Genomic DNA, 12,500 nt, shown 5'->3' with positions numbered 1-12,500 from the left:
CTCCTCGCTGCGCTCCCGTGGGCTCGTCACCGACGACGGTCTCGCGCTCACCGATGTCGGCCGGGAGACCAAGGTCGGGATCGAGTCGACGACGGATGCGCTTGCTGCCGCTGCGTACGCGACCCTGGAGCCTGCCGAGGTCGACGACCTCATCACGCTGCTGCTGCCGCTGACCAGGGCCGTCATCGCCTCCAAAGAGATCCCCGGCCAGTCACCGATGGGCCTGAACCTCGACGATCTCGACCGGTGACCCCTACCGGGGTGAAACCGGTTGAGCGCGCATCCTCGGCCGACCACACTCGCTCTGTCATGACCTGCTGACCGCCGATTCTGGCCGGAGCATCCGCGCCCATGCCGAGTCCGTGCTCCGGAGCGGCTCCTCCCAGGACCCTGACGGCGTCGCCGTGGCTTACCGGATGGCGGCGAACGCGCTGCGGCTCTGACGGGCTGTCACCACTGGAGGTCGTGAAGTGTGTCGATACGGCATACGGCTGCCTCCGGATGGGCGTCGTGGCGGTCGAGGAGGACGGCGGCGAGACCGGCCTCGATGGGACCGAGTACGTCGTGGGCGAGGCTGTTGCCGACCATCAGCGCCTCGGCGGGCGGGATCCCGGCGCGCTCACAGGTGAGCTGGTAGGCGCACGGGTCGGGCTTGCTCGCGGGAAGCGTCGAGGTCGAGACGAGCAGATCGACCTCGGACGCCAGACCCGTCAGGCCGAGCTTGAGGCGCTGGTGGGTGTCGTCCCCGTTGGTGAGGACGACGGTCCGGAGACCGCCTTCGCGCACGCGTCGCAGCGTCGGACGGGCGTCGTCGAAGGCGGCCCACTGCGCCTCGTACCTCTCCAGGTAGCCGGCGAACAGCGCATCGGCTTCAGCGTCGGTGACGTCGACCCCGAGGAACTCCCTCGCCCGCGCCCGCCGCTGATCCTGGAAGCCGAGCTCCCGGCTCTGGTAGCGGCGATAGTGCGTGTCCGAGACGGCTTCCCACCTGTCCGCGACATCGATCCCCGTGATCCCATGATCCGCAGCCCACCCGACGACCGCCCTCCGCGCCGCCCCCGCCTGATCCACCAAGGTGTCGTCGAGGTCGAAGATGATCGCGCGCAGCACGACCGACACCCTATTGCCGCACTTCGGTCACAACGCCAACGACCACGGGGCCAGAACCGTGCACGTGTGGGGTTCTGACACCCTGCCAGCGGATTCGGCGCGCAGCTTCCATGCACATGCACGGTTGTTGCGGCGAGCTCGGCGTTCGGGCTTCAGGGGGCGACGTCGGCCGTTCGTCGCGCGGCGTAGAGCGCCAGCGCCTCGGCGAAGTCGTCCTCGGTGAAATCGGGCCAGAGCTTCTCGCTGACGACGATCTCGGCCTTCGCGGTCTGCCAGGGAAAGAAGCCGGAGAGGCGCTGTTCGCCGCTGGTGCGGATGACGAGGTCGATCTCCTTGACCGGTCCGCCTGGCAGACCTGCCGTGATGGCCTGCTCGTCGATCTCGGTGACGCCGGCGGCGACGGCCCGGCGGATGCCTTCGACGATGTCGCCGTGAGGGTCGTAACCGATCGCCAGCGTCAGGTTGGCCGGACGGTCGGCGGTCTCCCGCACGGCCGCACGCAACGCCTCGGCTGCGTCATCGGGGAGCAGCGAGAGATCGCCGGAGACGTGGAGTGCCCAGCGGTCGCTGCGTACTACGGTCTGCGGAAGCTTGTCGGCGAGGATGCCGAACAGGTGGTCGACCTGCGACTTCGGGCGTTTCCGGATGTTGTCGGCGGAGAGGACGTAGGAGGTGAGATGGTCGATTCCCCAATGGGTGCACCACCCCAGCAGGTCCTCGACGTGATCGGCGCCGACGTCGTGACCGGCACCCGGGTTCGCGAAGCCCGCCTTCTTCGCCCAGCGGCGGTTGCCGTCCATCACCATGCCGACATGCGTCGGCAGCAGGTGTGGGGCCATCGTCGCGGCGGTCACGGGCTTCATCGTCTCGGGTCGTTGAGGTAGAGGATCTGGCGGCGCTCGGCGTCGGACCACCTCCACGCTCACGGGCACGAGTCTTTCAGGTCCTGGATCGGGGCGACGTTGCCGCCGGGGCCACAAGCCGCGTCCGAGCGGGCGCGACACGCCGGAGACCTGCGTGTCGTCCGGAGATCCGGGCGGGTTCATGGCCGCTCCACATGGGTCAGGCATCTGCCGGTAGAGGGGTCCGACGGACGCTGACGCGGGCGAGCAGACCCACTCCGGCGTCGGAGAGCGCGAGGACGAGCGCGGCGGGAGTGGTCGCGGCCAGCAGCAGCGCGCCCGCGAGCACCGGGTGCCCGGGAAAGTCGACCAGCGCCAGGGTCACCAGGGTCACGCCCGCAACGAGGACGAGCAGGACCACCGAGCCGGCGAGGACGCCCTTGACCCCGCCCACGACGCGCGCGGCGAGCGCGGCCGGAGCAGCGATCGCGACGCAGAGGACGCCGGCGCCGGCACCGAGGATGACCAGCATCGGGCCGGCCAGCGGACCGCCCGCGTCCAGGCCACCGGCCGCGGAGGCGATCAGGAGACCGAGGTAGACGAGGACGGCGAGCACGGGGTAGGCGAGCCAGACGAGCGCCGAGGCGAGGATGAAGGACGCCGTACGGACGGCGATCGCGGGTAGAGCCATGTGCATATGGTGCCCGGCACAGCTGGCCTGCGCGGCGAGTGCCCGGAACCGTTACTGATGTGACAACCGAGGTGCCTCATCCGTCACATCAGTAACGGTTCCGGTCCAGTCCAATCAGCCCCCGGAAGGCCTCGACGCCATCGGCCTCGAGGGGGTGCTCGAAGCGGACCAGATCCTCCGGAGTGAGCAGGAGATCCTGGACGACGGCGAGCTCACCGGGCCGGCGTTCGACCCGACGTACGCCGTTCTCCCGGTAGCCCACCTTCCGGCTGACCCCGAGCGAGGCCGGGTTGTCGGTGAAGGCACCAGAGGTGATCTGGGTGGCGTCGAGGTGATCGAAGGCGAAGGCGCAGAGAACCTGCCGCATCGCGGTGCCGATGCCCTTGCCCTGGCGGCCGCGCCCGAGCCAGGACCCGGTCTCGCCGGTGCGGGTCACGAGATAGTTCTTGGTCGACATTCCCTGCACGCCGACCAGCTCTCCCTCCCAGAGGACCGCGAGGTCGAGCGACCACGTCGCGGGGCTGAGGGCGGCGCGCTGGCTCCAGTGATACTGCGCGAAGTTCCGCGGCAGCACCTCGCCCGGCGCGGTCGACCACGGCACGTAGAACGGCATCGAGTCGCTGGCATGGATCCCGGCCACCGCGATGTCGGCCAACGGGCCCAGCAGGTCATCGCTGATCCCGCGCAGCTCCAGCGGCCCCGCGGTGAACCGCAGGCCGAGCAGAGGTAGTGCCGAGGTGACAGTCGTCATGAGCACACCTTCGCGCACCCCCGCCGTCGGCCACCAACGGTTATCCGCACCGATCTCACCCCGGAGGGGGCACTCCTAAGAGACGCCGCGGACCATGCCGATAAGGCGGCCGAGCACGTCGTCGGGGGCCACGAGGAGGCCGTTGTGGAGGTGCTCGTTGGTGATCCAGGGACGCAGGGTGGGGACGAGGTCGGCGGTGGCGAGGGAGTGCTCGCGCAGGACGTACGGATCGTCGTAGTAGACCGCCGCGGCGCACGGGACGTCGACCGACGCCAGCACCGACGGGTCGTAGAGGCTCGGCCACTCGCGCTCGGCCAGCAGGTCCGCCGCCTCGGCGAAGGGAGCCAGCAGCGGGTCCTCGCTCAGGTGCCACGGGAAGAGGTGCTCGGCGGTGAAGAGCGTCGGATCCTCGTACGCAGCGGGCTGGACGCGCTCGGAGGCCCACCGGGTCGCCTGGGCATCGGCGTAGCAGGCCTCGTGGACGAGGGCATAGAGGGGCGAGTGACCGCTGAACGGCAGCAGCGAGGCGACCTCGTGACCGAAGCCGAGACCGGCCGGGTCGCGTTCGAGGAGGTAGTGGATCTGCTCGGAGCCGCCCATCATCCCGAGCCGACTGCCGATGGAACGGAGCTGGCGGGCCGACAGGAGCCCGCCGTGCGGGAGCCTGATCTCGCCGGCCTCACAGCGCTCGGCAAGGGTCAGCATCCGGTCGCGGTCGCCGGGGAAGCGGGCGTAGTGACGTTCGGTGAGCTCGATCGTGCGAGCGAAGGTCGCGGCGTAGACCTCGTCGGCAGCGAGGCCGACCGGCGGCACTCCCCCGGTGAACATGACCTCGCGCAGCGACGCCGGATGCGTCGAGAGGTAGCGCAGCGAGCAGAACCCGCCGAAGGACTGGCCGAGGAGCGACCACCGCAAGATACCGAGGTGGCTGCGGAGGAGCTCGGCGTCCTCGACGATCGAATCGGCGCGAAAGTGAGCCAGATAGTCGGCCTGCTGCTGCGCACTCCGATCGGCCATCGCGGTGATCGGTGTCGACCGGCCGGTGCCCCGCTGGTCGAGCAGGATCACTCGATAGTCCTTCAGCGCCCGATCGAGCCAGGCGGGCGCGTCCACGGTCCCGATCGGGCGTGGGCCCTCCCCGCCTGGACCGCCCTGGAGGAAGACCAGCGCGTCGCGGTCCACGCGATCGCCGGCCCGTCGGACCTCTCGGGCGAAGAGGGTCAACCTCTCGCCATCACCTCGGCGATGGTCGAGCGGCACCTCGATCTCATGCTCGATCAGCACCAGGCCAGGGATCGTCTCGATGTGCACGAGATCGATCTTAGGCACGGAGCCCGGGTGGCTGGATCTGGACTCTCGAGGTCTCGACCTCCGGAAGCACGCGTTGCGCAGCGGACCGACCCCATCTAACCTGAACGCCGTTCACCTGAACGTCGTTCAGGTTGCCATCACCCGAGGAGACGCACCGCATGACGACAGCCTTCGACCAGCTCGCCGACCGGATCCTGGCCGGTGGGGCCGCCACCGCGGAGGACGCGTTGGCGGTGCTGCGTACTCCCGATGTGGACCTGATGACGATCGTCGCCGCCGCGGGGAGGCTCCGGCGCGAACACTTCGGCAACACCGTGAAGGTGAACTACCTGGTCAACCTCAAGTCGGGCCTGTGCCCGGAGAACTGCAACTACTGCAGCCAGGCGCTCGGCTCCCGGGCGCCGGTGCTGAAGTACTCCTGGCTGTCCAAGGACGAGACCCTCGAGCAGGCGGGCGCCGGGCTGCGCGGCGGCGCCACCCGGGTCTGCATGGTCTCCTCCGGCCGCGGCCCCTCCGATCGCGACATCGACAAGGTCGTCGAGATGACCTCGGCCCTCAAGGACGAGCACGACGGCGTCGAGGTGTGCGCCTGCCTCGGACTGCTCAAGGGCGGCCAGGCCGAGCGGCTCAAGGCGGCCGGTGTCGATGCGTACAACCACAACATCAACACCGCCGAGTCCAACCACGACAAGATCGTCCAGACCCACACGTACGCCGACCGCATCGACACGATCGACAAGGCCAAGGACGCCGGCCTGTCGCCGTGCTCGGGCCTGATCGCCGGCCTGGGCGAGACCGACGAGCAGCTCGTCGAGGCCCTCTTCGCGCTCAGGGAGCTCGACGCCGACTCGATCCCGGTGAACTTCCTGATGCCCTTCGACGGGACGCCGTACGAGAACACCTGGGAGCTCTCCCCCGCCCGCTGCGTGAAGATCCTGGCGATGGCGCGCTTCGTCTGCCCGGACAAGGAGATCCGGATCGCGGCCGGGCGCGAGATGCACCTGCGCTCGCTGCAGGCCGCCGCGCTCCAGGTCGCGAACTCGATCTTCCTCGGCGACTACCTGACCTCCGAGGGACAGGACGCGCTGGCCGACCTGGAGATGCTGCGCGACAGCGGCTTCATCATCCTCGGCATGGACGAGAGCGCCTTCGACGAGCTGATCGAGGAGCATCGCACCAGGGTCGCCGAGCGCGCCGCGGGCGGCTGTGGAGGCAGCTGCGGTGACGGCTGCGGTGATGGCTGTGGCGACGCTTGCGGCGGCCACGACGAGCAGGACGGCCCGGTGATCCGGCGCCGCGGCGCGGGGACCGACGTTGCCGCCAACGCTTGAGATGGGTGTTGACCGGGTCCAGGATCTGCTCGCCTTCGACCGCGAGCACCTCTGGCACCCCTACACCTCGATGACCGACCCGGCGCCGGTGCGGCTCGTCACCGGCGCAGACGGCGTACGTCTCCACCTCGACGACGACGGCGAGCGCCTCGAGGTCGTCGACGCGATGTCATCGTGGTGGTCGGCGATCCACGGCTACCGGGTACCCGAGCTGGACGCCGCGCTCACCGAGCAGGCCGGGCGGATGGCGCACGTGATGTTCGGCGGCCTGACCCACGCACCCGCGGTCGACCTCGCCGAGCGGCTCGTCGCGATCACCCCGGATCCGCTGCAGCACGTCTTCCTGGCCGACTCCGGGTCGGTGAGCGTCGAGGTCGCGATCAAGATGGCGCTGCAGACCCAGCGCGGCCGCGGACGGCCGGAGCGTACGCGGCTGCTGACCCTGCGCGGCGGCTACCACGGCGACACCTTCGGGTGCATGAGCACGTGCGACCCGGTCGGCGGCATGCACTCGATGTTCACCGAGGTCCTGGCGCCGCAGGTCTTCGCCGAGCGTCCGCCGGCGCCGGGCGGGGATGTGGAGACCTGGGCCGAGGGCGTACGCCGCCTGGCGGCCGAGCACACCGACGAGCTCGCCGGGATCATCGTCGAGCCGCGGCTCCAGGGTGCGGGCGGGATGTGGGTCTACGACGACCGCTGCCTGGTCGTGCTGCGCGAGATCGCCGACGAGCACGGGCTGGTGCTGATCTTCGACGAGGTCGCCACCGGTCTCGGCCGCACCGGCGATCTCCTCGTGTCCTCGCAGGTCACGCCGGACATCGTCTGTCTTGGCAAGGCGCTGACCGGCGGCTACATGACCTTGGCGGCAGTGCTGACCAGCTCCGAGGTCGCGCACGCGATCTCGCGGAGCGAGTCGGGCGTGCTCATGCACGGGCCCACCTTCATGGGCAACCCGCTCGCGTGCGCGGTCGCGCTGGCCTCGCTCGACCTGCTGGCCGCGCGCGGGTGGCGCGAGGACGTGTCCCGGGTCTCCGCCGCGCTCTCGACCGGCCTCTCCCCTCTTGCCGGAGCACCCGGCGTCACCGCCGTCCGCGTCCTCGGCGCCGTCGGCGTGGTCCAACTGGACCATCCGATCGATGGCGCCAAGGCCACCGAGGCCGCGTTGCGCGAGGGGGTCTGGATCCGGCCGTTCCGCGACCTGATCTACACGATGCCGCCCTACATCACCGACGAAGCCGACCTCGCCAGGATCTGCCGCGCCATCACCGCGGCTGCGGAGGTGGCCTGATGACGTGGAACAGATGGCTGGCCGACGCGGCAGCGACGCGGGAAGAGGCCGGGCTGACCCGGCGGCTGCGGCCGCGCGGACCTGACGACGCCGCCTCGAGATCGCCCAGCGTCGACCTGGCCGGCAACGACTATCTGGGTCTGTCGGGACACCCCGACGTACGTCGCGCCGCGGCCGACGCGGCCATGCTCTGGGGTGGCGGCGCGGGTGCGTCTCGCCTGGTCACGGGCACTCTGACGCTTCATCAAGAGTTGGAGGCCGAGCTCGCCGACTGGCTGGGACAGCCCGCGGCGCTGACCTTCTCGACCGGCTATCACGCCAACCTCTCGGTCGTCGGCGCGCTGGCCGACCGGACCGCCCACGTCGTCTCCGACGCGCACATCCACGCGTCGCTGATCGACGCCGTACGGCTCTCCCGTGCCCAGCTGACGGTTGTGCCGCACAACGACGTGGCGGCGGTCCGGGCGGCGCTCGCGGCGCGTCCCGGCGTACGCACGCTCGTGCTCGCCGAGTCCGTCTACTCCGTGCTCGGCGACGAGGCACCGCTGGTCGAGCTGGCCGACGCCTGCGCGAAGCACGGCGCGCTGCTCGTCGTCGACGAGGCCCACGGCGTCGGCGTCCACGGCCCGGGGCTCGTCCACCGTCACGGCCTCGCCGGACGGCCCGACGTACTCGTCACCGCGACGCTCTCCAAGAGTCTGGGCAGCCAGGGTGGTGCCGTGCTGGGGCCGCAAGCGGTCCTCGACCATCTGGTCAACACCGCCCGTCCGTTCATCTTCGACACCGGCCTCGCGCCCGCCGCCACCGCGGCGGCACTGGCAGCTGCGCGGGTCGCGCGGTCACGCCCGGACCTCGCCGAGACCATCCGCGCTCGGGTCACCGACCTGGCCCGGACCCTCGGGATCCATGCCCCCGCCGGTGCAGTTCTGTCCGTGCCGATGCCTTCCCCCGACGCTGCGATCACGGCCCAGGCGGACCTGCTCGCCGAGGGCGTACGCGTCGGCTGCTTCCGACCACCATCGGTCCCCGACGGCGTCTCCCGGCTGCGGGTCACCGCGGGCGCTGGTGTCACCGACGAGGAGTGGGAGCGGGCGGTCAAGGCCATCGACGTGATCGTGGGTGAGGCGGGGTGAGCCGGTCGCTGAATGCTCACCGAGGCCGCGGCGTGACCGGACGCGTGGTGATCGTCACCGGCACCAGCACCGGCGTCGGCAAGACCGTCGCGACGGCGACCCTGGCCTCCCGGGCCCGCACGAACGGCGAGAAGGTCGCGGTCGTGAAGCCGGTGCAGACCGGCACGGCCGACGGCGACTGCGACGCCGCCGAGATCCACCGGCTGACCGGGATCGAGGTGCACGAGCTGACCCGGCTCGAGGAGCCGCTCGCGCCGGACACCGCGGCCCGGCGGGCGGGGGTTCAGATCCCGCCGGTCGCTGCGTACGCTCCGACGATCTCTGCCCTGACCAGCGAGAACGATCTCGTTCTCGTCGAGGGGTCCGGCGGCCTGCTGGTGCGCCTGGACACCGACGGCGGCACACTCCTCGACCTGGCCGACGCACTCGTCGCCGAGGACGTACGGACCTCGTTCGTCGTCGTCACCGCGGCCGGACTGGGCACCCTCAACCACACAGAGCTGACCGTGGCCGCGCTGCGGGCTCGCGGGTTCGAGCCCGACGGGCTGATCATCGGCTCGTGGCCGGATGATCCCGGGCTCGCCGAGAGGTGCAATCGCATCGATCTCCCCCGAGTCACCGACGTACCGCTGCTCTTCGGCATCCCGAAAGGAATTGACAACCATTCTCAACAACACTGAGAATGGTTCTCATGACCCCCACGACTCGCTCCGTCGGCCTCCTCGCTGCCGGCGCGCTCCTGCTCACCTCCGGATGCGCTGCCTTCACAGACGACCCCGGTTCCTCCGGGTCCGGCTCGGGGAAGGTGGAGATAGCGGCCGCGTTCTACCCGCTGGAGTACGTCGCGGAGCGGGTCGGCGGTGACCTGGTCGACATCACCGGGCTCACCAAGCCGGGCGTCGAGCCGCACGACCTCGAGCTCAGCATCAACCAGACCGCCGCGCTGCAGAGCGCGGACCTGATCCTCACCGAGCACGGCTTCCAGCCCGCCGTCGACGACGCGGTCGAGCAGGACGTCAAGGGCGACGTCGTCGATGTCGAGAAGGTTGTCGACCTCCGTGCCGCGGAGGAGGGCGGCGACGAGCACTCCCATGAGGGCGAGGAGGCGCCCGCCGAGGAGGAGGAGCACGACCACGGCGAGCTCGACCCTCACTTCTGGCACGACCCGCTGCTGCTGGCGCAGTATGCCGAGGACGTACGCGACGCTCTCGCCGAGGCCGACCCCGACAACGCCGACGCCTATGAGGCCAACGCCAAGAAGGTGACCGACGACCTGACCGGTGTCGACGAGGAGTTCAAGACCGGCCTGGCCCAGTGCAAGATCAAGGAGGTCGTGGTCTCGCACGACGCCTTCGCCTATCTCGACAAGTACGGCCTGGAGTTCGAGTCGATCGCCGGCCTGACCCCCGACGCGGAGCCCAACCCGGCCCAGCTCGCCGAGATCGGTGAGCACGCCAAGGAGCACGGCGTGACCACGATCTTCTCCGAGCGCCTGGTCAGCGCGGCGCTCGCCGACACCCTCGCCGGTGACCTCGGCCTGAAGACCGCCGTGCTCGACCCGATCGAGGGCCTCTCGAAAGACACCGCTGGAGAGGACTACCTTTCCCTCATGCGACATAACCTCGACGCCCTGAAGGCGGCCAACGGTTGTCAGTGACCAGACCAGGGACCGGCCCTGGAAACAGCACCGTCCCCGCCGATGTCCCCGTGCAGCTCCTGCACGGGGATGTCGCGCTGTCCGGACGTCCCGTCCTGCGCGAGGTGGACCTGACGGTCGAGCGCGGTGAGTTCGTCGCACTGATGGGAGCCAACGGCTCCGGCAAGTCGACGCTCGTACGCACCCTGGTCGGCCTCAACCCGCTCTCGGCCGGTCGCCTGGAGCTCTTCGGCCGCACCTTGGCCGGCTTCCACGACTGGTCCCGGGTCGGCTACGTGCCGCAGCGTTCCACGGCCACCGGCGGCGTACCCGCCTCGGTCTGGGAGGTCGTCGCCTCCGGTCGGCTCACCTCCCGCAAGCTGCTGCGGCCGCTGCGTGCCGCGGATCGCGCCGCGATCCGGTCGGCGCTCGAGGTGGTCGGGATGGAGGCGTACGCCCATCGCGGTGTCGCCCAGCTCTCCGGCGGCCAGCACCAGCGGGTGCTGATCGCTCGGGCGCTCGCCGGGCGCCCCGAGCTGCTGCTGCTCGACGAGCCGACCGCCGGGGTCGACCTGCCCAACCAGCAGGCGCTCGCCGAGGCGCTGCGACGCCTCAAGAACGACGGCGCCACCATCGTGCTGGTCGCCCACGAGCTCGGGCCGCTGGCGCCGCTGGTCGACCGAGCGGTCGTCATGCGCGACGGACGCAAGGCGTACGACGGCCCTCCGCTCTCCGACGCGGACGTCCACGCCCAGGGCTTCGACGCCGCGCACGTCCACTGCGCCGACGACCCGCCGCAGACCAACGCCGCCGTCCCGACTCCCCTGAAGGAGCTCTAGGCCATGACACTCCTCGAGCTCTTCTCGGTGCCGTTCATGCAACGTGCCCTGATCGCGGCGTTCCTCGTCGGGGTCGCGGCGCCGGCGGTCGGCACCTACATCGTGCAGCGACGGCTGGCGCTGATGGGCGACGGCATCGGCCACGTCGCCGTCACCGGCGTCGCGATCGGCCTGTGGACGCAGACCTCACCGACCTGGACCGCGGTGATCGTGGCTATCGCCGGTGCCGTGGTCATCGAGGTCGTACGCGAGCGCGGTCACGCCGAGGGTGACGTCGCCCTGGCGATGCTGTTCTACGGCGGGCTCGCCGGCGGCGTCTTCGTCACCGGGCTCGCCGGCACCGGTGCCTCCCGGCTGCAGGAGTTCCTCTTCGGCTCGATCCTGACGATCTCGGTCGACGACCTGCTCGTCACGATGGCGCTCTCGATCGTACTGATCCTCATCTGCGTCGGGCTCTCGCCGCAGCTGTTCGCGGTCTCCCAGGACCCCGACTACGCCAAGGTCGCCGGGCTGCCGGTCCGGTTCTACTCCATCCTGGTGGCGGTGCTCGCGGCGCTGAGCGTGGTGATCGCGATGCGCACAGTCGGGCTCCTGCTCGTCTCGGCTCTCATGGTCGTACCTGTCGCCATCGTGCAGCAGCTGACCCGCTCGTTCCGGATGACGCTGCTCGGCGCGATGGGCGCCGGCCTGGTCGCCTCGGTCGGCGGCCTGGCGCTGGCGGCCGCCCTCTCGCGTACGGGGGCCAACGTCCAGCCCGGTCCCAGCATCGTGCTGGTCGCCCTGGCCGGCTTCTTCCTGGTCTGGCCGATCGGCGCCTGGCTGCGCCGGCGCCGGGCACTCGTGACTCCCTTCCCGGAGACCGAGCCTCAGGAGAAACCCGTCGACGAGGAACACCCCCACCACCACGGCGAGAAGTGCGGCCATGTCGCCGTCGAGCACGGCGACCACGTCGACTACATCCATGACGGGCACCGGCACGCGGCGCACGTCGGCGCGGAGGGCGAACACTATGACGAGCACTGATCCGCTGGCATCCGACTCCAACCTGCGGCCTACCAAGCAGCGGATCGCGGTGGCGGAGGCCCTGAGGACGTACGACGGCTTCCACTCAGCCCAGGAGATCCACTCCCGCCTCGAGGGCGCGGTCGGTCTGGCCACCGTCTACCGAACCCTGACGGCCCTCGCCGAGTCCGGTGCCGTGGACGCGATGCGCTCGGAGGACGGCGAGACGATCTACCGCCGCTGCTCCGACACCCACCACCATCACCTCGTCTGCCGCCAGTGCGGCCGCACCGTCGAGGTCGAAGGCCCCGCGGTCGAGCGCTGGACCAAGACCATGGCCGAGGAGAACGGCTTCACCGACGTCTCCCACACCCTGGAGGTCTTCGGCACCTGCTCCGACTGCCGCTGACCGCCGAAGCGTCAGCTCTGCAGGCCGAGACGTCGGCGGAATCCAGCGGTCTAAGCAACATCCCTGATGAAGGAGTGTTGCGGTGGCTTATCCGGCAGAGGTGTGGTCGCGGTTCTTCGATCTGGCGTGTTCGGGTACGTCGCTGCTGCAGGCCGCG

14 protein-coding genes are annotated in these 12,500 nt (G+C 70.3%); 9 read left to right on the top strand and 5 right to left on the bottom strand.

The window, feature by feature from the left end:
* Positions 1 to 250, top strand: a 250-nt coding sequence (locus tag ACRDPS_RS04755; RefSeq protein WP_431500478.1) for a helix-turn-helix domain-containing protein, incomplete at its 5' end; no start/stop codon positions are given.
* 200 nt (positions 251 to 450) lie between these two features.
* On the opposite strand, the gene ACRDPS_RS04750 is transcribed toward ACRDPS_RS04755, so the two are convergent.
* The 5 genes from ACRDPS_RS04750 to ACRDPS_RS04730 all read right to left on the bottom strand — a co-directional run bounded on the left by ACRDPS_RS04750 (position 451) and on the right by ACRDPS_RS04730 (position 4,705).
* Positions 451 to 1,110 (bottom strand): HAD family hydrolase, encoded by a 660-nt coding sequence (locus ACRDPS_RS04750; protein ID WP_431500477.1) that lies wholly within the window; start codon positions 1,108 to 1,110, stop codon positions 451 to 453.
* Between the two features lie 152 nt (positions 1,111 to 1,262).
* Positions 1,263 to 1,973: a polyprenyl diphosphate synthase gene (gene uppS / locus ACRDPS_RS04745; RefSeq protein ID WP_431500476.1), complete on the bottom strand. Its 711-nt coding sequence runs from the start codon at positions 1,971 to 1,973 to the stop codon at positions 1,263 to 1,265.
* Between the two features lie 199 nt (positions 1,974 to 2,172).
* Positions 2,173 to 2,643 carry a hypothetical protein gene (locus ACRDPS_RS04740; protein WP_431500475.1) on the bottom strand — a complete coding sequence of 157 codons (471 nt, stop codon included), beginning with the start codon at positions 2,641 to 2,643 and terminating at the stop codon, positions 2,173 to 2,175.
* A gap of 88 nt (positions 2,644 to 2,731) precedes the next feature.
* Positions 2,732 to 3,394 carry a GNAT family N-acetyltransferase gene (locus ACRDPS_RS04735; protein WP_431500474.1) on the bottom strand — a complete coding sequence of 221 codons (663 nt, stop codon included), beginning with the start codon at positions 3,392 to 3,394 and terminating at the stop codon, positions 2,732 to 2,734.
* 75 nt (positions 3,395 to 3,469) lie between these two features.
* Positions 3,470 to 4,705, bottom strand: a complete 1,236-nt coding sequence (locus ACRDPS_RS04730; RefSeq protein ID WP_431500473.1) for an alpha/beta fold hydrolase — start codon at positions 4,703 to 4,705, stop codon at positions 3,470 to 3,472.
* Between the two features lie 158 nt (positions 4,706 to 4,863).
* On the opposite strand from ACRDPS_RS04730, the gene bioB reads away from it, so the two are divergent.
* From bioB to ACRDPS_RS04690, 8 genes are read left to right on the top strand one after another with little or no spacing between them, the layout of a single operon-like run.
* Positions 4,864 to 6,036: a biotin synthase BioB gene (bioB, locus tag ACRDPS_RS04725; RefSeq protein WP_431500472.1), complete on the top strand. Its 1,173-nt coding sequence runs from the start codon at positions 4,864 to 4,866 to the stop codon at positions 6,034 to 6,036.
* Between the two features lies 1 nt (position 6,037).
* Positions 6,038 to 7,324, top strand: coding sequence for an adenosylmethionine--8-amino-7-oxononanoate transaminase (locus ACRDPS_RS04720; protein ID WP_431500471.1), 1,287 nt, complete (start codon positions 6,038 to 6,040; stop codon positions 7,322 to 7,324).
* Complete coding sequence (locus ACRDPS_RS04715; RefSeq protein WP_431500470.1) at positions 7,324 to 8,457, top strand: 8-amino-7-oxononanoate synthase; 1,134 nt, start codon at positions 7,324 to 7,326, stop codon at positions 8,455 to 8,457. Before ACRDPS_RS04720 ends, ACRDPS_RS04715 begins: the two co-directional genes overlap by 1 nt.
* Before the next feature lie 32 nt (positions 8,458 to 8,489).
* Positions 8,490 to 9,137 carry a dethiobiotin synthase gene (bioD, locus tag ACRDPS_RS04710; RefSeq protein WP_431500469.1) on the top strand — a complete coding sequence of 216 codons (648 nt, stop codon included), beginning with the start codon at positions 8,490 to 8,492 and terminating at the stop codon, positions 9,135 to 9,137.
* Positions 9,138 to 9,148: 11 nt separating this feature from the next.
* The gene (locus tag ACRDPS_RS04705; RefSeq protein ID WP_431500468.1) at positions 9,149 to 10,114 is read left to right on the top strand and encodes a metal ABC transporter substrate-binding protein; all 966 of its coding nucleotides are present in this window, start codon (positions 9,149 to 9,151) and stop codon (positions 10,112 to 10,114) included.
* Entirely contained in the window at positions 10,111 to 10,932 is an 822-nt protein-coding gene (locus ACRDPS_RS04700; protein WP_431500467.1) for a metal ABC transporter ATP-binding protein, read from the top strand. Before ACRDPS_RS04705 ends, ACRDPS_RS04700 begins: the two co-directional genes overlap by 4 nt.
* Before the next feature lie 3 nt (positions 10,933 to 10,935).
* Positions 10,936 to 11,955 (top strand): metal ABC transporter permease, encoded by a 1,020-nt coding sequence (locus ACRDPS_RS04695; protein WP_431500466.1) that lies wholly within the window; start codon positions 10,936 to 10,938, stop codon positions 11,953 to 11,955.
* Positions 11,942 to 12,343 (top strand): Fur family transcriptional regulator, encoded by a 402-nt coding sequence (locus ACRDPS_RS04690; RefSeq protein ID WP_431500465.1) that lies wholly within the window; start codon positions 11,942 to 11,944, stop codon positions 12,341 to 12,343. The genes ACRDPS_RS04695 and ACRDPS_RS04690 overlap by 14 nt, the downstream gene beginning before the upstream one ends.
* The last annotated feature ends 157 nt before the right edge of the window (positions 12,344 to 12,500 follow it).

The organism is Nocardioides sp. (assembly GCF_050699375.1).
Taxonomy (GTDB): domain Bacteria; phylum Actinomycetota; class Actinomycetes; order Propionibacteriales; family Nocardioidaceae; genus Nocardioides.
The sequence above is the reverse complement of the archived record's forward strand: the minus strand, read 5'-3'. Positions and strand labels throughout refer to the sequence as shown.